Consider the following 21,131-nt stretch of genomic DNA (forward strand, 5'->3'; position numbering starts at 1 on the left):
CGTCAGACCCGCTGCCAGAGGGCCGGGGTGCTCTCGGGCGACCCCGCACCCTGCGCCTGGTGGCTCTGCAGGCACCGGTAGCGCAGGCCCGCGTGGGTCACCGTGGCCCCGGCCTCGTAGACCCGGCCCGCGGCCCACGCGTCCGCCGCCGCGTTGTCCTGCGGTGCGGGCGTCGACGCCGAGGACGTGGTCCTCAGGGTGAGGCCGAAGTCGCTGAGCAGCGGGTTGATCGGCTGGAAGAACGTGGTCCCGCCGCTCGTGCAGTCACCGGAGCCGCCGGACGTGGTGCCCTGGGCCTGGGTGCCCGCGACGAAGGGGCCGCCGGAGTCGCCGGGTTCCGCGCACACCGTGGTCTCGGTGAGCCCGTCGACGGTGCCCTCCGCGTAGCTGACGCTGGTGTCGTGCTGCCGGACGGTGCCGCAGTGCCATCCGGTGGTGGAGCCGGAACGGCAGACCGACGCGCCCACGAGGGCCTCGACCGAGCCGGTCATCTGCACCCGCTGGCCGTCCTGTGCCTTGACGTCCGGCGTGGCCGTCCAGTTGGCGTTGACGCCCACCCAGGCCATGTCCTTGCCGGGGAAGGTCGACGCCTGGACCGTGCCCTGGGCGGCCTGGTCGAACCCGGTCGTCGTGGCGCCGGGCCCGCCGCAGTGCCCGGCCGTGGCGAAGCCCTGCTGGGTGCCCTTGGTGACGGAGAAGCCGACGGAGCAGCGGGCCCGGCCGTCGATGTAGTAGGCGTCGCCGCCGACGAGGTCCTCCAGCAGCCGCGGCCGGTTCGCCGACACCTGGACGTGCACGTCCTGGGCCGCGACGCCCGCGGTCTCGGCGAAGGTCCTGGCGGCCGACTCGCCGGTGGCCCGGACCACGACCCGGTTCGCCGGTACGTCCACGTACCAGACCGGTGTGTCCGCGGTCTCCATGCGGTCGGCGGCGGCGTCCAGCCGGTCCTTGATCTCGTCGAGCTGGTCCAGACTCTTCTGGACGACGGCGGCCCGCGCGCCCTCCGCCTCGATCGCGGCGGTGTCCGCGGCGCTGGTGGTGGCGACGGTCAGTTCGGCCGCGGTCGCGCCGCTCAGCCAGGCCCCGCCGAAGTGGTCGCCCAGCGCGTTGCGCAGCCGGCCCGCGCGGGTGCCCGCGTCGGCCTCGTTGACCAGACGGTCCGCCGCCTGGTCCGGCGTGAGCCCCAAGTCCCGTTCCATGGCACGCAGTACCTGTGCCGACGGTGTGTCGGCGCCGAGCGTCCGGGGAGCGGTGGGGAGCGGCGCCGACGCGGCCGTGGCGGCCGACGGGAACGCGGTCAGGACCAGCGCGCCGAGCGCGGTCAGGGCTGCGCGACGGCTGCGCGCGGCATGTCTGCCGACCATGCGATGTGCCTCCTTCGAGGGCTGTGCGAGACAGCGGGGATCAGTGAGGGACCGTGGTTCACGCTGCGACTGCGGCGAGGTCATAGGTCTTGCCGCAAAGATCCGCGGCAATGTCGGGCCCGGACGTCTTACGCGGTACGGGGGACGCCGTGGGTGCCAAGTGCAGTACGCGGAGGAGGGCCGTACGCCGGGCCCGGCTCAAACGGGCTGCAGCCCCGGCGCGCCGGCCTCGGTGACGAAGGACGCGGCGGTGGTCACGGGGGCGCCCGGGGTGGTGACGGCGGAGACGGTCCTGAAGTCGAGGCGGGCCGCCCGACGGTCCAGTGCGACCCGGACGTAGCCGCGCCTGCCGTCGTAGAACTTCATGTGCGGGTTGGCCCGCAGGTACAGGTCCCGGTTGGCGGGCTGCTCCGCGCCGTCCCGGCCGCTGGACACCGAGGTGCAGGTGACCTCCGTGCCGACGGTGGCGGACGCCGGGTCGTCGAAGTCCTCCTTGATGTCGAGGGCGTAGCCCACGTGCACGTCGCCGGTGAGGACCAGCCAGTTGTCGACCCCGGCCGACCTCGCTCCGGTGACGACCCGGTCGCGTGAGGCGCGGTAGCCGTCCCAGGCGTCCATCGAGAGCGGAGCGTCGGCGGTCGTGTCGAACTTGCGCTGGGAGAAGCAGACCTGTTGGGGCATGACGTTCCACAGTGCGGCCGAGCTCCGCCAGCCGTCGATCAGCCACTGTTCCTGCGCGGCCCCGGTGATGGTGCGCGCCGGGTCGTCCGACTCGGGCCCGGGGGCGTGCGGCCGGTCGTCGTAGGCCTGGTCCGAGCGGTACTGGCGGGTGTCGAGGATGTCGAACTGGGCGAGCGTGCCCCAGTGCAGCCGACGGTAGAGCTGCGCGTCGGGTCCCTGGGGCAGCTGGGCGGCGCGCAGCGGCTGGTTCTCCCAGTAGGCGCGGTAGGCGGCGGCCCGGCGCAGCAGGAACTCCTCGGGCGGGATGGCGTTCTCCGGGATGCCGCCGGCGTAGTTGTTCTCGGTCTCGTGGTCGTCCCAGGTGACGACGAACGGGTGCGCGGCGTGCGCGGCCCGCAGGTCCTCGTCGCTCTTGTAGAGCGCGTAGCGCAGCCGGTAGTCCGCGAGCGTCATCGTCTCGCGGTTGAAGACGTCCGGCAGGGTGACGTCGGTGTAACGGCGCTCCCCGCCCGCCGGGTTCACCGCGTACTCGTACAGATAGTCGCCGAGGTGGAAGACCACGTCGACGTCGTCCTGCGCGAGGTGGCGGTGCACGGTGTAGTAGCCGTCCTGGTAGGCCTGGCAGGCGACGGCCGCCAGGCGCAGCGCCGACGTGGCGCTGCCCGCGGCCGGCGCGGTGCGGGTGCGGCCCGTCGGGCTGAGCCAGACACCGGTCCGGAAGCGGTAGTGGTACACGGTGCCCGGCATCAGACCCTTGACGTCGACGTGCACGCTGTGGGCGTACTCGGCGTGGGCCTCGACGCTGCCCCGGAACAGGACGGTCGCGAAGTACTCGTCGAGGGCCACCTCCCACTCCACCGTCACCCGCTCCGTGCCCATCCCGCCGTCCTCCAGGAACGGTTCGGGCGCCAGCCGGGTCCACAGCAGCACCGAGTCCGGCAGGGGATCGCCGGAGGCGACGCCGAGCGTGAACGGGTCCTTGCTGATCCGGGCGGCGTCGCGCAGGGGGGCGGCGACCGCGCCGCGGGCCGGCAGATTGGTGGTGAAGGCGAGCGCGGCGGCGGCCGCCGTGACGGTGAGGAACCGCCGGCGGCGAAGATGCCGGAGGGCGGCGCCCATCACGGCGTCGTGCGGGGAGAAGGCGTGCTCGGCCAGTGCGCTGCGACGGCCCGTGGGCGCCATCGGGTGTCCTCTCGTACTGTCAGCGGTGCGCGGACGCCGCATGCTAGGCAGACAAAACGCCAAAAACAGGAATGGCGTGCGGGAGTGATCACACAGGAGGCGGTACGCGCGTGTGTGTGCGCCGTCCGCCCGGGGCACCCGGTGGGGGCCCGGGGCGGGTACGCGGTGGAGGAAGGTGGCGGGCGGAGCAGATGGCCAGGACACGGCGCTACGACGTGGCGGCCTCCGGCCGCTGGTGGGACCAGGAGGACAACCGCTGGCTGCCGGCCGGCGAGGTGCACGCGTGGGAGCAGGGGAGGAACGAGACCGTGTGCGGACTGTCCCTGCACCGGTCGCAGCTGACCCGGTTCCCCGCGGTGACCTGGACCGATGCGCTGCCCGAGGCCGGCGGCGCGGCCGACGCCGTCCGCCGGGTCTGCCCCCGCTGCGCCGCGGCCGGCCGCCGAGGTGCCGGTGCGAGACCGGGACGGCGGCACGTCGACCCGCGGCCGTAGGGGCCGGACGACGGTACGGTCCGGCCCCGGATTCTTGGCGACCAGTGCCTAAGACGGCAGCGGGGCGCGGCTGACGCGGATCTTGGACTGGCCGTGCGGCCGCTTCTCCCAGTCCTCCATGAACCGCGCGTGCAGGTTGTGCTGGGCGGCCAGCGTGAGCAGGGTGTCGGTGCGGTAGTAGAAGTCCTCGCGGAGCACCTGGTGTTCGGTGCCCTCGGTGCGGTCGAAGGTGAAGTCGAAGAACCCGGTGTCGGTCAGGACGCGGCCGACGTGCGCCAGGCACTCGTCGATGACGTGCAGCGGCGAGTGCGAGAAGACGCTGTGCGCGTGGATGACGTCGAAGTGGTCGTCGGGCAGGAACTCCAGCCTGAGGTCCCCGGTGATGGTCAGGTGGGGCAGCTTGGCCTGGAGCCCGCGCTCGGTCAGGGTCTTCTTGGCGGCGATCAGGATGTCCGGCGAGATGTCGATGCCGTAGTAGTGGCCCGTGTCGAGGTGGTCGATGAAGCGCCAGCCGCCGCGCAGGTTGCCGCAGCCGATGTCGAGCATGCGGTGCTCGGGCCGCAGCCCGTGCTCGATCAGGTAGTCGAACTGCATCTGTCCGAGCGCCAGCCAGCGGTCGTGGGTCCGGCTGCCCACCGCGGCCTCCGGGTTGCGGCGGGTGTCGGAGGCCATCACCGCCCGGTAGTAGCCGACGTGGTCGGGGTGCTTGAGCCGCAGCCACGCGTCCCGGCCGGCCCGGCGGACATAGGGGCCGACGCGCTCGGGGTGGCGCAGTGCGTATCCGACCTTGTGCGTGAGCGCGGCGCGGTTGCTGCGCAGTTTCTTCGGGGACCTGGCGTCCTTGGGCATGAGCGGGTCGACCTCCGTGCGAGGGGTGGGAACGGTGAGGAGGGTGCCGTCGAGGGTGTCAGACCCGGCGGCGCAGCAACAGGACCGTCGTGACGGTGAGGGCCGGGCCGCCGAGGAGAGCCGTGTCGATCCCCTGGAGCGTCCAGCAGTCGCCGGCGGGGCCGGCCTCGTAGAAGCGGGCGACGTAGCCGTGCTGGGACATGCACTCCTTCAGCTCGCGCCCGGACGGGTGGGGGCAGTTCAGGACGTCCTCCCGGCGACCGGACGCGGTGACGAGCCCGCAGTGTCTTGCAGAACGGGCGCCACTGGCTGTGGTGCTGCGGATCGACGTACACCACCGGCACCCTGGCCTTGCGGGCCTTGTGCGCGATGAACTGCCCCAGCTGGGCGAAGGCCCGTGTCGGGGGTGACGGCGGTGGCGACGACGACCTCTCCGGCCGTCGGGAGTTCGTCTCCGATCCGCAGCACACCCATCGGATCCGAACGGCCGGACCCGTCACCGGACGGGTAGGCTCACCACGCGTGACGACGACTCCGCCGGTGACCTTCGACGACGTCCGCTCCGCCGCCGCCCGCATCAAGGGCGTCGCGCACCGCACCCCGGTGCTGCGCTCGCGCACCCTCGACGCCCGCGTGGGCGCCGAGGTGTTCCTGAAGTGCGAGAACTTCCAGCGGGTCGGCGCCTTCAAGTTCCGCGGCGCCTACAACGCGGCCTCCCGCCTCACGCCCGAGCAGCTGGCCCGGGGCATCGCGGCCTACTCCTCCGGCAACCACGCCCAGGCCGTCGCCCTCGCCGCCCGGGAACTCGGCACCACCGCGGTGATCGTCATGCCCGAGGACGCACCGCCCGCCAAGCGGGAGGCCACCGCCGGCTACGGCGCCGAGATCGTCACCTACGACCGCTACACCGGCGACCGCGTCGCCGTCGCCGAGGCCCTGGCCGCCGAACGGGGACTGACCGTCGTCCCGCCCTACGAGCATCCGCACGTCATCGCCGGCCAGGGCACCGCCGCCCTCGAGCTCGTCGAGGAGACGGGGGAGCTGGGCGCGCTCGTCGCACCGGTCGGCGGCGGCGGTCTGATCGCCGGGAGCGCCACCGCCGCCAAGGGCCTGTACGCCGGCACCGCGGTGATCGGCGTCGAACCGGAGGCCGGCGACGACACCAAGCGCTCCCTGGAGGCGGGCCGGCGCGTCACCGTCCCGGTCCCGCACACCATCGCCGACGGCCAGGCCCTGCCCACCCCGGGCGAGCTGACCTTCTCCCTCAACCGGCGGCTGCTCGACGCCGTCGTGCTGGTGTCCGACGACGAGATCCGGGAGGCGATGCGGTTCGCGTTCGAGCGCCTGAAGATCGTCCTCGAACCGAGCGGGGCCACGCCCCTGGCCGCCCTCCTCACCGGCCGCGCCGGCCCGCTGCCCCGCCGGGTCGGCGTGATCCTCTCCGGCGGCAACGTGGACGCCGCCCGCTTCGCCGAGCTCTGCGGCACACCCCGCTGACCCGGGGGTTCCCCGGATGGCGGCGCCGAGTTGACAGGCGGACGATGGAGTGGTGGGGACAGGGAAAGGAGGAGCGTCATGTTCGAGGCCAAGACGCTCGACAAGCCGGACGAGCGGCGGGACTTCCCCCGCGGGCATCTCGAGGCCGTGCACATGGAGGGACTCGACTTCGCCGTCGCCACCTTCGAACCGGGCTGGCGCTGGTCGGAGTCGGTGGCGCCCATCGCGGGCACCGAGAGCTGCATGATCCACCACAACTGCTACGTCGTGCAGGGACGCATGTGCGTGCACATGGCGGACGACGACACCGAGAGCGAAGTGGGCCCCGGGGACGTCTTCGTCTGCTCGCCCGGCCACGACGCCTGGGTCGTGGGCGACGAACAGTGCGTGGTGTACGACTTCGCCGGAGTCATGGCCAAGGAGTACGCCAAGGCCGATTAGCGCGACACCCGGCGCCTCGCCCCGGCGGCGACCGGCGGGCAACGCGGGAGGGGGCGACCGCCGTGACGGTCACCCCCTCGCACCACAGGCCGGTCATGCGGCCAGGGCCACCGCCCCCACCGCCGGGGTACGCAGCACCCGCCGGGCCGTTCCCAGGCTCGTCCCCAGCGTCACCGCCGCCGACACCGACGCCATCGCGAGCCAGACGCCGAGGAACTGGTCCGGCAGCACCGCGTCGGTCCGCACGACCGTGAACGGCACGACCCCGGCCAGCGCGGCCACCGTCCCGAAGAACACCCCCGTGACCGTCAGGATCAGACCCTCGACGCCGACCACGCCGAGCACCTGCCGGGGCGTCGCCCCCGCGAGCCGCTGCTGACCGAACTCACGGGCGCGGTACGTCGTCGCCGCGTACAGCGAGTTGACCAGCATCACGCAGACGAACACCGCGATGATGCCGACCACCGTCAGGTTGAGCGTCTCCAGGTTCTTGGCGTCGACCGACTTGACCAGACCGGAGGCCTTCACGGCGTCGCTCTCCACCGCCTGCATGGTGACCGTCGCCGTCGACACCGCCGTGAACAGGATCAGCGACATCAGGACACCGGCGAGGTGAGCGGCCCGCTCGCGCAGGTTGCGCACGGCCAGCCAGCCGCTCGCGCCGCTCAGCGGCAACCGGTCGAGCACGCCCTTGAGCAGCCGCGGCGACAGCAGCGCGAAACCGACCGACAGCAGGATCGCCCCGTAGGCCGGCGGCGCCATCAGCGCCTCGTCCGTCGCGGAGAACAGGAAGGTGGCGCAGGCCCCCGCGGCCCCGGTGGCCAGGGCGGCACGGGCCAGGAAGCGCTTGGCTCCCGCCCGCTCCCGGCTGCCGCGCGTCACCCGCCGCACCGCCAGGAACGCGGCACCCGCCGACGCGATCAGCGTGATGGCGACGCCGCTCATCAGCGCGATGGGCCCGAAGGAGTAGTCGACGGACCGCGCCACCTGGCCGGTGTCCTGGAACATCTCCAGCAGCGCCAGGCCGCCGAGCATCGCCGGACCGATCGCCAGCACCGTGCCCACCAGGGCCACCGCCACCGCCTCGCCCACGACCATGCGCTTGATCTGCGCCGGGGTCGCCCCCGAGCAGCGCAGCAGCTCCAGCTCACGGGTGCGCTGACGCACGTTGACCGTCAGCGTCGAGGCCACCGCGAAGAACACCAGCAGCGTTCCGTAGCCTCCGACCACCCCCGCCGCCGTGCCCAGCGTGTTCGAGCTGACCGGGTCCACCCCGTCCTGCCCGGCCGTGTCGTGCATCGAGTTGAACGTCATGGTGATCGCCGCGCCCAGGAAGGCGGACAGCAGCGTCGCGAGGAACCGTCCGGGACGTCGCCGGATCGACCGCAGAGCCAGTTCGAACATCGCTCACACCCCCACCGTCATGTCGTCGCCCAGGTGCGCGAGCCGCTCCGCGACCGCGTCCGGGGTCGGGGCGTCCATCCGCCCCGCCAGCCGTCCGTCGGCGAGGAAGAGGACCGAGTCGGCGTACGAGGCGGCGACCGGGTCGTGCGTCACCATCACCACGGTCCGCCCGTGCACCCGCACCGCCTCCTGCAACAGCAGCATCACCTGTCGCGCACTGCGGGTGTCCAGCGCACCCGTCGGCTCGTCCGCGAAGATCACCCGGGGCTCGGTGACCAGGGCACGGGCGATCGCCACCCGCTGCCGCTGGCCGCCGGAGAGCTGGTCGGGGCGGTGGCCGAGCCGGTCCCCGAGACCGACCGAGGTCAGGATCTCCCGAGCCCGCTTCCGGTCGACGCGCCGCCCGGCGAGCTTGAGCGGCAGCACCGTGTTCTGCGCGACCGTCAGCGTCTCCAGCAGGTTGTACTGCTGGAACACGAACCCGACCCGGCCGCGCCGGAACCTGGTCAGCTCCGCCTCGTCGCCCCCGGTCAGCTCCGTGCCGTCCACGCACACGATGCCGCTGTCCGGCCGGTCCAGCCCCGCCGCGCACTGCAGCAGCGTGGACTTGCCCGACCCCGACGGCCCCATCACCGCGGTGAACGTGCCGCGGCCCAGACTGAGGGTCACCCCGTCCAGCGCGGTCACGGCGTTCTCGGCGGTGCCGTAGGACCGGGTCACCTTGACGAGGCGGAGCGCCTCGGAGGCGGGGCCCGGTTCGTGGTTGCGTGCGCCGGTGCGAAACATCGTCATCACCCTCCGTGCGGCACCGCCCTGTGCTGTGCCTCGTCCATGACGCTACGGAAGCGGCGGCCCGGCCACACTGGGCGCAGAACCCGTATCGGGGGGTGTACTCAGTGACACCCCGGACCGGGATGCGTCACCATGATCGCCATGACCGACGGAATAACGTGGCTCGCCGAACCCAAGTGCGTCGACTTCAGCGGCCACAGTGTGCTGATGTCCCGCGACGTGACTCCGGGAGAACTGGTGTCCCGCATCGCCGCGAGCGCCTTCGACACCCCGTACGCCCCGTACACGCCGCGCCCCGTCGGCGAGCTGACCGGCCGCCAGGTCAACGAGCTGCTGGACGACCTCTGCGGTGATGTCCGGGACGGGCTCGCCCTGCGCCACGGGCGGGACGGCGACTGGTCGTTCGCGGTCTGCCACGGCGGCTGGATGGGCGAGCTGGTGGGCCGGGCGGCGGTCTCACGCGGGGGAGTGCACCTCTTCCACCTCGAGTACGAGGAGGAGAACGGCAAACCGGTGCCGCCGTATTTCGCGTACTACCACGACGACCGGTTCAGGTGCGGCTTCAATCTGCACCTGGACCACTCCTGGGGCTACGACGGCGTCGACGGGGATCCCGAGTGGGTACGGCGGATCGAGCCGCTGCTGTCCGCCGCCGGACTGCCCGACGAGAACGCCGACCCGGAGCTCGTGCACCGCACCGCACTCGACGTCCTCGGGCAGGTCTTCGGCCTCTCCCTGCCCCGGCAGCGCATCGTGGAGGGCACCCTCGACGCGGTGGTGCTGGAAGAGGCCGACTGACGGACTTGCTCACCCGCCCACCAGCACCACCTCGAGGGTGCGCGGACCGTGCACCCCCTCGACCCGGTCCAGCTCGATGTCGCTGGTCGCCGACGGACCGGAGATCCATGTCAACGGGCGGGCCGGGTCGAGGCGTTCGAGGGCCTGCGGGACGGAGGCGACGACCTGGTCGGGCACCCGGACGACGCAGATGTGGTGGTCGGGGACGAGGGTGATGCGGCGGCGCCCCTGGTCGGGGGAGCCGTCCAGGACGATCGTGCCGGTCTCGGCGACGGCGACGGCGCAGCCCGTGACCACGCTCTCCACCTGGTCGAGCTCGTGCGGGGTGCTCTGAGCACGGTCCTGCACGAGGGCCGCGTCGACCCCTTCGAGCCAGTCGGCCGGCAGCCCCGGCGGCACCACCACGCTCCGTGTGCCGTGTGCCGCCAGGAGCCGCGCGAGGAGACCGGGCAGCTCGCCCTCCGTGCAGCGATGCACGATCGCCCGGTAGTCCGCCAGGTTCTCGGCGAGCAGCTCCACCGTCTCCGCGACGCTCCGCCGCCCGTGCTCACGCAGGTAGTCCCGCGCGATCGGCGCCTCGTCGGCCGGCACGTCCGCGAGGGCGCGCCGCACCCGGCCCAGGATGCGTTCCCTGCTGCTCACTTGACCCCGTCCTTCCCACCGTGCGTGCGCTGCCACCAGTCCCGGAACGGCTCCGCCGGCACCGTGGGAAGGTCCCGGCTGCCGCTCCACGCCCGGCCGGGACCGGGAAGCGTGCGCGGATGGAAGCGCCGGGTGCGCGACGCCAGCCGCTGCCCCGTGCGCAGCGCCCCCGGGTGCGTGAACGCCCACTGTGCCGCCCGCATCGCCGCCCGCTCGGCGGCGTGCCCCTTGGCCGGCTTCAGGACCACCTTGTTGCCCTGCCGGACGGCCGGGCCGCCCTGGACCACCCGCTCCCGCAGGTGCACCAGCACCTCGGGGATGTCGATGGCGACCGGGCACACCTCGTAGCAGGCACCGCACAGCGAGGAGGCGTAGGGCAGGGAGGCGTCGATCTCGCTGCCCGTGCCCCGCAGTTGAGGGCTGAGGATCGCGCCGATCGGGCCCGGGTACACCGAGCCGTAGGCGTGGCCGCCCGCCCGCTCGTACACCGGGCAGACGTTCAGGCAGGCCGAGCAGCGGATGCAGCGCAGGGCCTGGCGGCCGACCTCGTCGGCGAGGGTGTCGGTGCGGCCGTTGTCGAGCAGGACCAGGTGGAAGGTGCGCGGCCCGTCCTCGTCGGTGGTGCCGGTCCACATGGACGTGTACGGGTTCATGCGCTCGGCCGTCGAGGAGCGGGGGAGGGTCTGCAGGAAGACCTCCAGGTCCTGCCAGGTCGGCACGATCTTCTCGATGCCGACGACCGAGATCAGCGTCTCGGGCAGGGTCAGGCACATCCGGCCGTTGCCCTCGGACTCCACGACCACGAGCGTGCCGGTCTCGGCGACCATGAAGTTGGCGCCGGAGATGCCGACCTTGGCCCGCAGGAACTTCTCCCGCAGGTGGAGCCGGGCCGCCTCGGCGAGTTCGGCGGGCGTGTCGGTGAGGTCGGCGGGCGCCGGACGGCCCCACTCGCTCATCTCGGAGCGGAAGATGTCCCGGATCTCGCCCCGGTTGCGGTGGATCGCCGGCACCAGGATGTGCGAGGGCCGGTCCTTGCCCAACTGCACGATCAGCTCGGCGAGATCGGTCTCGTAGGCGTGGATGCCCTCGGCCTCCAGCGCCTCGTTGAGCCCGATCTCCTGGGTGGCCATCGACTTGACCTTGACGACCTCGTGCTTCTCCGTGTCACTGCCGCCGGCCTCCTTGACCAGCCGGGCGACGATCGCGTTGGCCTCGTCGGCGTCGGCGGCCCAGTGCACGGTCCCGCCGGCCGCGGTGACCGCCTCCTCCACCTGGACCAGGTAGCGGTCGAGGTGGCGCAGCGTGTGGTCCTTGATCCGCTTCCCGGCCTCGCGCAGCGCCGCCCAGTCGTCCAGTTCCGCGACCGCACGGGCCCGCTTGTCCCGGATGGTGTGCGTGGCGTGGCGCAGATTGCCGCGCAGGGTCGGGTTGCGCACCGCCGTACGCGCGGCCTCGGGGAAGGCCGGCATCCCCACGAACGTGCCGCTCATACGGTCACCGCCTCCTCCGTGCTCGCCAGGATCTCCGCGATGTGCACCGGCCGCATGCCCGTCCGCAGCCGTGCCATCGTCCCGCCGATGTGCATCAGACAGGAGTTGTCGGCCGCGCACAGCACGTCCGCGCCGGTCGACTCGGCGTTGCGCACCTTGTCCGTGCCCATCGCCGCCGAGACGTCGGAGTTCTTCACGGCGAACGTGCCGCCGAAGCCGCAGCACTCCTCCGCGCCCGGCAACTCGACCAGCTCCAGCCCCTTCACCGCCTCCAGCAGCCGCCGGGGCCGGTCGCCGAGCCCCAGACTCCGCAGCCCGTGACAGGTGGGGTGGTACGTCACCGTGTGCGGGTAGTACGCCCCCACGTCCGTCACCCCCAGCACGTCCACGAGGAACTCGGTCAGCTCGTACGTCTTCGGCACCACCGGCGCCAGCGTGGCCGCGAGGGAGTCCCCGCGGCCCTCGGCGCGGGCCCGCTCGCCCATGCGGGGATACAGCTCCCGCACCATCGCACCGCACGAACCCGACGGCGTCACGATCGCGTCGTAGTCCTTGAACACGTCGGAGAAGTGCCGGGCCAGCGGCTCCGCCTCGTGCCGGTACCCGGTGTTGTAGTGCGCCTGCCCGCAGCACGTCTGGGCCATCGGGAAGTCGGTCTCGACGCCCAGTCGGCTGAGCAGCTTCACCACGGCACGGCCGGTGTCCGGATAGAGCGTGTCGTTGACGCAGGTCAGGAACAGGGCGACACGCATCGCGGCTCCTTGGGGTTGATCATCGGATGAACGCAGGGTAATCGGGGGAACGGGGGTCGGGGGAGACCCCGTTCACCGGTCGGCGAGTCGGGCCTCGGCCGCCCGCCAGCGGTCCGTGCCGCCGCGCGGCTCGTACCGGGTCAACGACTGGGTACGGACCAGCAGTCGGCGCATGTCGGCGAGGTCCCCGACCGTGCCGTGGGCGCGGGCCTGCACGAGGACGTTGCCCAGCGCGGCGGCCTCCGTCGGCCCCGCCACCACCGGCAGCCCGCAGGCGTCGGCGGTCAGTTGGCACAGCAGCGCGTTGCGCGTGCCGCCGCCGACCACGTGCACGACGTCGACCGGGTGCCCGGCGAGTCGCTGGGCGTCCTCGACGGCCCTGCGGTGGGCCAGCGCCAGCGAGTCGAGGATGCAGCGGGTCACCTCGGCGGGCGTCCGCGGCACCGGCTGCCCCGAGGCGCGGCACGCCTCGGCGATCCGCTCCGGCATCCGGCCCGGCGCCAGGAACGCGGGATCACCCGCGTCCACCACCGACCGCAGCGCCGGCACCCGGGCCGCCGCCAGCAGCAGCCCGCCCAGATCCGGGTCGCCCCAGGCCCGTACGCACTCCTGGAGCAGCCAGAGCCCCATGATGTTGCGCAGGTACCGGACCGTGCCGTCCAGCCCCAGTTCGTTGGTGAAGTTGGCGGCGCGGCTCTCCTCCGTCAGCACCGGAGCGCCCAGCTCCAGACCGGCCAGCGACCACGTCCCCGTGCAGATGTACGCGAACCGCTCACCCACGGCCGGGACGGCGGCCACCGCGGACGCCGTGTCGTGCGAACCGACCGCCGTCACCGGCACGGGGCCCTCCAGCCCCGTCTCCTCCAGCACCTGGGGCCGCAGCACCCCTGCCGGGTCACCGGGCCGGCGCAGCGGCGCGAACAGGCCGAGGTCGAGGCCGAGCCGGTCCGCGACGTCGTGCGCCCAGTCGCCGGTGCGGGGGTCGATCAGCTGGGTGGTGGAGGCGTTGGTCAGCTCCGTGCCCTGCTCGCCGGTCAGCCAGTGGGTCAGCAGGTCCGGGATCAGCAACAGCCGCCGCGCCTGCGCGAACTGGGCCGTGCCACGGGCCGCGACCAGCTGGTACAGGGTGTTGAAGGGCGCGTACTGCAACCCCGTCGCCGCGTACAGCTCGTCGGCGGGCAGCGTGGCCCACACCTTCTCCGCGACGCCCTCGGTGCGGGCGTCGCGGTAGTGCACGGGGTTGCCGAGCAGCGCCCCGTCGTCGTCCAGCAGGCCGTAGTCGACGGCCCAGCTGTCGATGCCGACCGAGTCCACCGGGCCGGCCGCCCGCAGCCCGTCCAGGACACCGGCGTACAGCGCCAGGACGTCCCAGCGCAGCCCCTCGGGCGTACGGACGGGCCGGTTGGGGAAGCGGTGGGCCTCGGTCAGCTCCAGGCTGTCGGGGCCCGCGCGGCCGACCATGACGCGTCCGCTGGACGCGCCGAGGTCGACCGCGGCGTACGACTTCACGGCGTCGCTCACGGTCACGGCGCCGCTCATCGCAGGAAGGCGGCGGCGACGCCCGCGTCGACCGGGACGTGCAGGCCGGTGGTGTGAGTCAGGTCGCCGCCGGTCAGCGCGAACACGGCGTTCGCGACGTGCTCCGGGAGGACCTCCCGCTTGAGCAGCGTCCGCTGCGCGTAGAACTCGCCCAGCTTCTCCTCCGGCACCCCGTACACGGCCGCCCGCTTCGCGCCCCAGCCGCCCGCGAAGATGCCCGAACCCCGCACCACACCGTCCGGGTTGACGCCGTTGACGCGGATGCCGTGCTCGCCGAGCTCGGCGGCGAGCAGCCGGACCTGGTGCGCCTGGTCGGCCTTGGTGGCGGAGTAGGCGATGTTGTTGGGGCCGGCGAAGACGGCGTTCTTCGAGGCGATGTAGACGATGTCGCCGCCCAGCTCCTGCGCGGTCATCACCCGGGCCGCCTCGCGCGAGACGAGGAAGGAGCCGCGGGCCATGATGCCGTGCTGGAGGTCCCAGTCCTTGGCGGAGGTCTCCAGCAGCGGCTTGGAGATGGAGATGCCCGCGTTGTTGACCACCAGGTCGACCCCTCCGAAGGCGAGGACCGCGGCCCTGAAGGCCTCGGCGATCTGCTCCTCGGAGGTCACGTCGACGGTCACGGCGACGGCCTTGTCCGCCCCGCCCAGCTCCTCGGCCACCTGCGCCGCGTTCTCCGCGTTCAGGTCGGCCACCACGACGCACGCGCCCTCGGCGACCAGCCGCTCGGCGATGGCCTTCCCGATCCCGCTGCCCGCGCCGGTGACGAGCGCGACACGCGTGGCCAGCGGCTTGGGCTTCGGCATCCGCTGGAGCTTGGCCTCCTCCAGCGCCCAGTACTCGATGCGGAACTTCTCCGACTCCTCGATCGGCGCGTACGTCGACACCGCCTCCGCCCCGCGCATCACGTTGATGGCGTTGACGTAGAACTCGCCGGCCACCCGGGCGGTCTGCTTGTCCTTGCCGAAGCTGAACATGCCCACGCCGGGCACCAGCACGATCGCCGGGTCGGCGCCGCGCATCGCGGGGGAACCGGGCTCGGCGTGCCGCTCGTAGTAGGCGGCGTACTCCTCGCGGTACGCGGCGTGCAGCTCCTTCAGCCGGGCGACCGTCTCGTCCAGCGGCGCGGTCGGCGGCAGGTCCAGGACCAGGGGCCGGACCTTGGTGCGCAGGAAGTGGTCGGGGCAGGAGGTGCCGAGCGCGGCGAGCCGCGGGTGCTCGGCACGGGCGAGGAAGTCCAGCACCACGTCGCTGTCGGTGAAGTGCCCGACCTGCGCCCGGTCCTGGGAGGCGAGGCCACGGACGTACGGCGCCAGCGCGGCCGCCCGCTGCCGCCGCTCGGCCTCCGGCAGCGCCGCGTACCCGTCGATCACCGCGCCGAACGGCTCCGGCCTGCCGCGCTCGGCGAGGAAGGCCTCCGCGGTGCGGATGATGTGCAGCGAGTTGCGCTCGCACTCCTCGGAGGTGTCGCCCCACGCGGTGATGCCGTGCCCGCCGAGCACACACCCGATCGCCTGCGGGTTGGCCTCCTTCACCGCCGCGATGTCCAGCCCCAGCTGGAAACCGGGCCGCCGCCACGGCACCCACACCACGGTGTCGCCGAAGCACTCGGCGGTCAGCTTCTCGCCGTCGGCCGCGCAGGCCAGCGCGATCCCGGAGTCGGGGTGGAGGTGGTCCACGTGCGCGGCCTCGACGAGCCCGTGCATCGCCGTGTCGATCGAGGGCGCGGCGCCGCCCTTGCCGTGCAGGCAGTAGTCGAACGCGGTGACCATCTCGTCCTCGCGCTCGACGCCCGGGTAGACGTCCTTGAGCGCCCGCATCCGGTCCAGCCGCAGCACGGCCAGCCCCGCCTCGGTGAGCGTCCCGAGATCTCCGCCGGACCCCTTGACCCACATCAGCTCCACATCACCCCCGGTGACGGGATCGGTCTCGGTGCCCTTGGCGGAGGCGTTGCCGCCGGCGTAGTTGGTGTTACGGGGATCGGCGCCTAGCCGGTGGGAACGGGCGAGGAGGGCGGAGGCTTCGGGGTGAGATGTCATGTCAGTCCCTTTTTGATCGAGGGGGATGGAGTGCGCCCCTCCAGGGGCGCGGGGCTGTATCGATGTGCGGCTCCGCCGCGTGGGCGCGACCAGCCACAACCGGCCCGCAGCCCGCGAACAACAGAACCCGGCAGACGCCTACGCCCCCCACCCGGCCTGCTCGCCGCCAACCCGCTCGGCAACGACCTTCTCCGCCCACCCGCAGGCGCGATACGCCTTCATGGGCTCGGGGTCCAACCCCGACTCCTCCCGCACCTCACGAAGCAGCGGACGCACGTCCGTGTTGTACGCGTCCATCAACACGGCGTTCGCCTCGAGAACGTCCCCCGCCGCCTGCGCGGCGGCCAGCGCCTCCGCGTCCACGAGCAGCGCCTTCGCCGTAGCCTCCTGCACGTTCATCACCGACCGGATGATGGCCGGAATCTTCGCCTCGATGTTGTGGCACTGGTCGAGCATGAACGCCACGTCGGAGGTGAACCCGCCCCCGCGCACCACCTCGTACATGATCCGGAACAGCTGGAACGGATCAGCCGCCCCCACCATCAGGTCGTCGTCCGCGTAGAACCGCGAGTTGAAGTCGAACCCGCCGAGCTTCCCCTCGCGCAGCAGCGTCGCCACGATGAACTCGATGTTGGTGCCCGGCGCGTGGTGGCCCGTGTCGACCACGACCTGCGCCTTCTCGCCCAGCTTCAGACAGTGGGCGTACGCCGTGCCCCAGTCCGGCACGTCCGTTGTGTAGAAGGCCGGCTCGAAGAACTTGTACTCCAGCAGCATCCGCTGCCCCTCGCCGAGCCGCTCGTACACCTCGGCCAGCCCTTCGGCCAGCCGGTCCTGCCGGGACCGTACGTCGTCCTGCCCCGGGTAGTTCGTCCCGTCGGCGAACCACAGCTTCAGGTCCCGCGACCCGGTGGCGTCCATGATGTCGACGCACTCCAGCAGGTGGTCGACGGCCTTCCTGCGCACCGCCGCGTCGGGGTGGCAGATGCTGCCCAGCTTGTAGTCGTCGTCCTGGAAGGTGTTGGAGTTGATCGCGCCGATGCGCACACCCCGCTCCTCGGCGTGCTTGGCCAGCGCGGCGTAGTCCTCGACCTTGTCCCACGGGATGTGCAGGGCGACGGTGGGGGCCACGCCGGTGAACTCGTGGACCTTGGCCGCGTCGTCCAGTTTCTCGAAGGGGTCGCGCGGCACACCGGCTTGGGCGAACACCTTGAACCGGGTGCCGGAGTTCCCGTACGCCCACGACGGCGTCTCGACGGCCTGGGTCTTGAGCGCGGCCTTCACCGCGGCGAGCTCGGTCACTTCGGCGCTCCTGTGACATCGGGTCGTGACCAGCCTGGAGCACGACCATGTGTGAAACGATTCAGAACGCGAAGTTATGAGCCACCCGAAGGGGTGTCAAGCCTTCTGTTCAACCCGGTTCTCCGTGACTCGGTCGTGACCTTCGGTTATCGAAAGTTTTTCGACCCAGAACCATTGACGTGACATGCTCCACTTGCCTAGCGTCCCGGGCAACCTAGTTGAAACCTTTCACGACGCCCTGAGGGCCGTCCCGCGCGGCGTCGTCGAGGAGCCCCCAATGACCCACCCGTCCGACACGGGTACGGCCCCGGTTCTGGCGCTCAAGGACGTGTCCAAGTCCTTCGGCGCGGTCCGTGCGCTACGGGACGTCTCCCTGGAGCTGTTCCCCGGCGAGGTGCACGCCCTCGCGGGAGAGAACGGTGCCGGAAAGTCGACCCTCATCAAGACGCTCGCCGGAGTGCACCGGCCGGACGCCGGCCAGGTGCTGCTCGACGGCGCGCCGGTCGTCTTCCACGGCCCCGGCGACGCCCGCGACGCCGGCATCGCCGTGATCTACCAGGAGCCGACCCTCTTCCCCGACCTGTCGATCGCCGAGAACATCTTCATGGGCCGCCGGCCGCGGCGGAGCCTCGGTCGCATCGACCACAAGGCGACGCACGCCGCCACCGCCGATCTGATGCGGCGCCTCGGCGTCGAGCTCGACCCCGACCGCCCCGCGCGCGGCCTGTCCATCGCGGACCAGCAGATCGTGGAGATCGCCAAGGCCCTCTCCTTCGACGCCCGCGTACTGATCATGGACGAGCCCACCGCCGCCCTCACCGGCAGCGAGGTGGCCCGGCTCTTCGGCGTCGTGCGCACCCTGCGCGAGCAGGGCGCGGCCGTGCTCTTCATCTCCCACCGGCTGGAGGAGATCTTCCAGATCTGCGCGCGCGTCACCACCCTGCGCGACGGCGCCTGGATCGCCAGCGAGCCGCTGGAAGGCATGAGCGAGGACGACCTGGTGCGGCGCATGGTCGGCCGCGACCTCGACGAGCTCTACCCCAAGCAGGACGTCCAGCCCGGCGAGGTCGCGCTCAGCGTGCGCCGGCTGACCCGCGAGGGCGTCTTCACCGACGTCTCCTTCGAGGTGCGGCGCGGCGAGATCGTCGGCCTCGCCGGACTGGTCGGCGCCGGACGCACCGAGGTGGCCCGCGCCGTGTTCGGCGTGGACCGCTGGGACGCCGGCGAGGTGGAGGTCGACGGGAAGCGCCTGATCAACGGAGCCCCGTCCACCGCGATGGCCGCCGGACTCGCCCTGGTCCCGGAGGACCGGCGCGCCCAGGGCCTGGTGATGGACATGTCCATCGAGCGCAACATCGGCCTCACCGGCCTGCGTACGACCGTGAAGGCCGGCCTGATGGACCGGGGCGCCGAACGCAGCCGCTCCCTCGACTGGGCGGTCAAGCTCCAGGTGAAGTACGCCCGCATCGCCGACACCGTCGCCACCCTCTCCGGCGGCAACCAGCAGAAGGTCGTCCTCGCCAAGTGGCTGGCCACCGGCCCCAAGGTGCTGATCGTCGACGAGCCGACCCGCGGCATCGACGTCGGTACCAAGGCCGAGGTGCACCGGCTGCTGAGCCAACTCGCCGCCGACGGCGTGGCCGTCCTGATGATCTCCTCCGACCTGCCCGAGGTGCTCGGCATGGCCGACCGCGTCCTGGTGATGCACGAGGGACGTCTGACCGCCGAGATACCCCGCACCGACGCCACCGAGGAGACCGTGATGGCCGCAGCCACGGGGAGGGCCGCCGCATGACGGTCACCGCACCCGACCAGGCCCCCGTGGCCGACGTGCCGAAGGCCGGCGCCACCCGGCTGGTGGACCGCATCTTCAAGATGCGCGAACTGGCCATCCTGCTCGTCTTCCTGGTGATGATCGCCATCACCCAGGCCGGCAACAGCGAGTTCCTGTCCGAGCAGGGCATCAAGGACCTGCTGCTCAACGCGACCATCCTGGTCCTGGTCGCCACCGGCCAGTCCCTGGTCGTCATCACCCGCAACGTCGACCTCTCGGTCGGCTCCACCCTCGGCATCAGCGCCTTCGCCGCCGGAACCTACCTCCAGGGCGGCGGCAACCCCGTCGTGGCGGTGCTCCTGGCCGTGCTGATGGGCGTCGGCTTCGGCCTGCTCAACGGTCTGCTGGTCAGCCTCGGCCAGGTGCCCGCGCTGGTCGTCACCCTCGGCACCCTGTACATCATCCGCGGCATCGACTCCATCTGGGTCGGCTCCCGCCAGATCACCGCGGCCGACCTGCCCGGCGGCTTCGTCGACTTCGGCTCCGGCGGCATCTCCGCGGTGCCGTATCTGGCCCTGATCGCCCTCGCGGTGCTGGTCGCCACGGCGTACTACCTCAAGCACTTCGGCAGCGGACGCGAGCTGTACGCGCTCGGCTCCAACCCCGAGGCCGCCCGGCTGGCCGGTATCCCCGTCCGCAAGCGGATCCTCGTCGCCTACACCTTCTGCGGCGCCCTCGCCGGCCTCGCGGGCGCCCTGTACCTGGCCCGGTTCGGCAACGTCGACTCCGGCACCGGCAACGGCTACGAACTGACCGTCGTCAGCGCCGTGGTGGTCGGCGGCGTCGTCTTCACCGGCGGCTCCGGCAGCGTCTACGGCGCGGCACTCGGCGCGCTGCTGCTGACCTCGATCAACAGCGTGCTGCCCGCCCTCGGCGTCAGCTCCGTGTGGGTGCTGGCCATCAACGGCATCCTGCTCATCCTCGCCATCGCCGTCGACCGGATCGTCGCGCTGCGCGTGGCCAACGCACTGAAGAAGAGGAACGCCCGCCATGGCTGACAGTTCCCTCCTGCGCGCCGTCCGCTGGGACACCGTCGTGGGCGCGCTCCTCGTCGTCGTCCTGCTGCTCTCCTTCGGCTTCGTCGACGGGTTCGGCAACGCCCTCAACCTGTCCTTCCTGATCGGCAACACCCTGCCGATCGCGCTCATCGCCCTGCCGATGACCCTGCTGGTCGTCTCCGGCGAGATCGACCTGTCGGTCGCCTCCACCGCCGGCCTGTCCGGCGCGGTGATGGGCGCGCTGTGGAACCAGGGGATGACCATCGAGGTGATCATCCCGATCTGCCTGCTGCTCGGCGTCGTGTGCGGCCTGATCAACGGCCTCCTGGTCACCCGGCTCGGACTGCCCTCGCTCGCCGTCACCATCGGCACCATGGCCGCCTACCGGGGCATCGCGCAGATCGTGCTCGGCTCCGACGCGGTGACCGACTTCCCCTCGCAGTACCTGGACTTCGCGGCCGGACGCATCGGCGACACCTTCGTCCCGTACGCCTTCCTGCCGTTCCTCGTGCTGCTGGCCATCGCCGTGGTCGCCCTGCACGCCATGCCGTTCGGCCGGTCGCTGTTCGCCATCGGGGCCAGCGAGGAGGCCGCGCGCTTCGCCGGCATCCGGGTCAAGCGGCAGAAGTTGATCCTGTTCACGCTGACCGGCCTGATGTCCTCCCTCACCGGCATCTTCTGGGCCCTGCACTACGCCAGCGCCCGCTACGACAACGCCACCGGCCTCGAACTCTCCGTCGTCGCCGCCGTGCTCCTCGGCGGCATCGACTTCGACGGCGGCAAAGGCACGCTGGGCGGCGCCGTCGCCGGAGTGTTCCTGCTCGGGGCCCTGCAGAACGTGATGAGCCTCCAGGACGTCTCCGCCCAGTCGCAGATCGTCGTCACCGGCGTCCTGCTCGTCCTCTCCGTGCTGGGCCCCCGGGTCGCACGGCAGATCTCCGTCGCGAGGGCCGGACGCAGGGCGGCATCGGCGCCCCTGTCCAAGGCGCCCGCGCCCACCCCGTAACCCTGTCACCGGCTCCGTCCCTCCTCATAAGGA

At 72.1% G+C, this 21,131-nt stretch carries 19 protein-coding genes; 7 read left to right on the top strand and 12 right to left on the bottom strand.

Annotation, left to right across the window (positions count from 1 at the left end):
- Nucleotides 1-2: 2 nt before the first annotated feature.
- Together ACIGO6_RS06870 and ACIGO6_RS06875 are read right to left on the bottom strand one after the other, a co-directional pair.
- Nucleotides 3-1,364 (bottom strand): alpha-lytic protease prodomain-containing protein, encoded by a 1,362-nt coding sequence (locus ACIGO6_RS06870; protein WP_399872337.1) that lies wholly within the window; start codon nt 1,362-1,364, stop codon nt 3-5.
- A 198-nt stretch (nt 1,365-1,562) separates the two neighbouring features.
- Nucleotides 1,563-3,227 carry an alkaline phosphatase D family protein gene (locus ACIGO6_RS06875; protein ID WP_399872338.1) on the bottom strand — a complete coding sequence of 555 codons (1,665 nt, stop codon included), beginning with the start codon at nt 3,225-3,227 and terminating at the stop codon, nt 1,563-1,565.
- A 191-nt stretch (nt 3,228-3,418) separates the two neighbouring features.
- On the opposite strand from ACIGO6_RS06875, the gene ACIGO6_RS06880 reads away from it, so the two are divergent.
- Complete coding sequence (locus tag ACIGO6_RS06880) at nt 3,419-3,721, top strand: hypothetical protein (RefSeq protein ID WP_399872341.1); 303 nt, start codon at nt 3,419-3,421, stop codon at nt 3,719-3,721.
- A gap of 48 nt (nt 3,722-3,769) precedes the next feature.
- On the opposite strand, the gene ACIGO6_RS06885 is transcribed toward ACIGO6_RS06880, so the two are convergent.
- Together ACIGO6_RS06885 and ACIGO6_RS06890 are read right to left on the bottom strand one after the other, a co-directional pair.
- The gene (locus ACIGO6_RS06885) at nt 3,770-4,570 is read right to left on the bottom strand and encodes a class I SAM-dependent DNA methyltransferase (protein WP_399872344.1); all 801 of its coding nucleotides are present in this window, start codon (nt 4,568-4,570) and stop codon (nt 3,770-3,772) included.
- A gap of 58 nt (nt 4,571-4,628) precedes the next feature.
- A complete protein-coding gene (locus tag ACIGO6_RS06890; RefSeq protein ID WP_399872347.1) occupies nt 4,629-4,772 on the bottom strand; it encodes a hypothetical protein in 144 nt (47 codons plus the stop codon).
- 320 nt (nt 4,773-5,092) lie between these two features.
- On the opposite strand from ACIGO6_RS06890, the gene ACIGO6_RS06895 reads away from it, so the two are divergent.
- Together ACIGO6_RS06895 and ACIGO6_RS06900 are read left to right on the top strand one after the other, a co-directional pair.
- Nucleotides 5,093-6,067, top strand: coding sequence for a pyridoxal-phosphate dependent enzyme (locus ACIGO6_RS06895; protein WP_399872349.1), 975 nt, complete (start codon nt 5,093-5,095; stop codon nt 6,065-6,067).
- A gap of 78 nt (nt 6,068-6,145) precedes the next feature.
- The gene (locus ACIGO6_RS06900) at nt 6,146-6,508 is read left to right on the top strand and encodes a cupin domain-containing protein (protein ID WP_399872352.1); all 363 of its coding nucleotides are present in this window, start codon (nt 6,146-6,148) and stop codon (nt 6,506-6,508) included.
- A gap of 93 nt (nt 6,509-6,601) precedes the next feature.
- Here ACIGO6_RS06900 and ACIGO6_RS06905 read toward each other — a convergent pair whose 3' ends face one another.
- Nucleotides 6,602-7,912, bottom strand: a complete 1,311-nt coding sequence (locus ACIGO6_RS06905; protein ID WP_399872355.1) for an FtsX-like permease family protein — start codon at nt 7,910-7,912, stop codon at nt 6,602-6,604.
- Between the two features lie 3 nt (nt 7,913-7,915).
- Nucleotides 7,916-8,698 (bottom strand): ABC transporter ATP-binding protein, encoded by a 783-nt coding sequence (locus ACIGO6_RS06910; RefSeq protein ID WP_399873592.1) that lies wholly within the window; start codon nt 8,696-8,698, stop codon nt 7,916-7,918.
- 147 nt (nt 8,699-8,845) lie between these two features.
- Here ACIGO6_RS06910 and ACIGO6_RS06915 point away from each other — a divergent pair, with 147 nt between their 5' ends.
- Nucleotides 8,846-9,502: a hypothetical protein gene (locus tag ACIGO6_RS06915; RefSeq protein WP_399872358.1), complete on the top strand. Its 657-nt coding sequence runs from the start codon at nt 8,846-8,848 to the stop codon at nt 9,500-9,502.
- A 9-nt stretch (nt 9,503-9,511) separates the two neighbouring features.
- Here the strand turns inward: ACIGO6_RS06915 and ACIGO6_RS06920 are convergent, their stop codons facing one another.
- From ACIGO6_RS06920 to rhaI, 6 genes are all read right to left on the bottom strand, one after another.
- Entirely contained in the window at nt 9,512-10,144 is a 633-nt protein-coding gene (locus ACIGO6_RS06920; RefSeq protein WP_399872361.1) for a lactate utilization protein C, read from the bottom strand.
- Nucleotides 10,141-11,634: a lactate utilization protein B gene (locus tag ACIGO6_RS06925; protein WP_399872364.1), complete on the bottom strand. Its 1,494-nt coding sequence runs from the start codon at nt 11,632-11,634 to the stop codon at nt 10,141-10,143. The genes ACIGO6_RS06920 and ACIGO6_RS06925 overlap by 4 nt, the downstream gene beginning before the upstream one ends.
- Complete coding sequence (locus ACIGO6_RS06930) at nt 11,631-12,386, bottom strand: (Fe-S)-binding protein (protein WP_399872367.1); 756 nt, start codon at nt 12,384-12,386, stop codon at nt 11,631-11,633. The genes ACIGO6_RS06925 and ACIGO6_RS06930 overlap by 4 nt, the downstream gene beginning before the upstream one ends.
- 72 nt (nt 12,387-12,458) lie before the next feature.
- Entirely contained in the window at nt 12,459-13,925 is a 1,467-nt protein-coding gene (locus ACIGO6_RS06935; RefSeq protein ID WP_399872369.1) for a rhamnulokinase family protein, read from the bottom strand.
- Nucleotides 13,922-15,961 carry a bifunctional aldolase/short-chain dehydrogenase gene (locus tag ACIGO6_RS06940; protein WP_399872372.1) on the bottom strand — a complete coding sequence of 680 codons (2,040 nt, stop codon included), beginning with the start codon at nt 15,959-15,961 and terminating at the stop codon, nt 13,922-13,924. The genes ACIGO6_RS06935 and ACIGO6_RS06940 overlap by 4 nt, the downstream gene beginning before the upstream one ends.
- Before the next feature lie 138 nt (nt 15,962-16,099).
- The gene (gene rhaI, locus ACIGO6_RS06945) at nt 16,100-17,260 is read right to left on the bottom strand and encodes an L-rhamnose isomerase (RefSeq protein ID WP_399872374.1); all 1,161 of its coding nucleotides are present in this window, start codon (nt 17,258-17,260) and stop codon (nt 16,100-16,102) included.
- Between the two features lie 277 nt (nt 17,261-17,537).
- Between rhaI and ACIGO6_RS06950 the strand changes: the two genes are divergently transcribed.
- The 3 genes from ACIGO6_RS06950 to ACIGO6_RS06960 are packed head-to-tail and all read left to right on the top strand — an operon-like array spanning nt 17,538 to nt 21,098.
- Nucleotides 17,538-19,055: a sugar ABC transporter ATP-binding protein gene (locus ACIGO6_RS06950; RefSeq protein ID WP_399872377.1), complete on the top strand. Its 1,518-nt coding sequence runs from the start codon at nt 17,538-17,540 to the stop codon at nt 19,053-19,055.
- Nucleotides 19,052-20,092 (top strand): ABC transporter permease, encoded by a 1,041-nt coding sequence (locus ACIGO6_RS06955; RefSeq protein WP_399872379.1) that lies wholly within the window; start codon nt 19,052-19,054, stop codon nt 20,090-20,092. The genes ACIGO6_RS06950 and ACIGO6_RS06955 overlap by 4 nt, the downstream gene beginning before the upstream one ends.
- Complete coding sequence (locus ACIGO6_RS06960) at nt 20,085-21,098, top strand: ABC transporter permease (protein ID WP_399872381.1); 1,014 nt, start codon at nt 20,085-20,087, stop codon at nt 21,096-21,098. Before ACIGO6_RS06955 ends, ACIGO6_RS06960 begins: the two co-directional genes overlap by 8 nt.
- Nucleotides 21,099-21,131 lie beyond the last annotated feature (33 nt).

Source organism: Streptomyces sp. NPDC053750, from assembly GCF_044544295.1.
In the GTDB taxonomy this organism is placed as follows: domain Bacteria; phylum Actinomycetota; class Actinomycetes; order Streptomycetales; family Streptomycetaceae; genus Streptomyces.

Coding starts and splice junctions, on each gene's coding strand:
- ACIGO6_RS06870 (WP_399872337.1), bottom strand. CDS start 1,364: ATGGTCGGCAGACATGCCGCGCGCAGCCGTCGCGCAGCCCTGACCGCG.
- ACIGO6_RS06875 (WP_399872338.1), bottom strand. CDS start 3,227: ATGGCGCCCACGGGCCGTCGCAGCGCACTGGCCGAGCACGCCTTCTCC.
- ACIGO6_RS06880 (WP_399872341.1), top strand. CDS start 3,419: ATGGCCAGGACACGGCGCTACGACGTGGCGGCCTCCGGCCGCTGGTGG.
- ACIGO6_RS06885 (WP_399872344.1), bottom strand. CDS start 4,570: ATGCCCAAGGACGCCAGGTCCCCGAAGAAACTGCGCAGCAACCGCGCC.
- ACIGO6_RS06890 (WP_399872347.1), bottom strand. CDS start 4,772: ATGTCCCAGCACGGCTACGTCGCCCGCTTCTACGAGGCCGGCCCCGCC.
- ACIGO6_RS06900 (WP_399872352.1), top strand. CDS start 6,146: ATGTTCGAGGCCAAGACGCTCGACAAGCCGGACGAGCGGCGGGACTTC.
- ACIGO6_RS06905 (WP_399872355.1), bottom strand. CDS start 7,912: ATGTTCGAACTGGCTCTGCGGTCGATCCGGCGACGTCCCGGACGGTTC.
- ACIGO6_RS06910 (WP_399873592.1), bottom strand. CDS start 8,698: ATGTTTCGCACCGGCGCACGCAACCACGAACCGGGCCCCGCCTCCGAG.
- ACIGO6_RS06915 (WP_399872358.1), top strand. CDS start 8,846: ATGACCGACGGAATAACGTGGCTCGCCGAACCCAAGTGCGTCGACTTC.
- ACIGO6_RS06925 (WP_399872364.1), bottom strand. CDS start 11,634: ATGAGCGGCACGTTCGTGGGGATGCCGGCCTTCCCCGAGGCCGCGCGT.
- ACIGO6_RS06930 (WP_399872367.1), bottom strand. CDS start 12,386: ATGCGTGTCGCCCTGTTCCTGACCTGCGTCAACGACACGCTCTATCCG.
- ACIGO6_RS06935 (WP_399872369.1), bottom strand. CDS start 13,925: ATGAGCGGCGCCGTGACCGTGAGCGACGCCGTGAAGTCGTACGCCGCG.
- ACIGO6_RS06940 (WP_399872372.1), bottom strand. CDS start 15,961: ATGACATCTCACCCCGAAGCCTCCGCCCTCCTCGCCCGTTCCCACCGG.
- ACIGO6_RS06950 (WP_399872377.1), top strand. CDS start 17,538: ATGACCCACCCGTCCGACACGGGTACGGCCCCGGTTCTGGCGCTCAAG.
- ACIGO6_RS06955 (WP_399872379.1), top strand. CDS start 19,052: ATGACGGTCACCGCACCCGACCAGGCCCCCGTGGCCGACGTGCCGAAG.
- ACIGO6_RS06960 (WP_399872381.1), top strand. CDS start 20,085: ATGGCTGACAGTTCCCTCCTGCGCGCCGTCCGCTGGGACACCGTCGTG.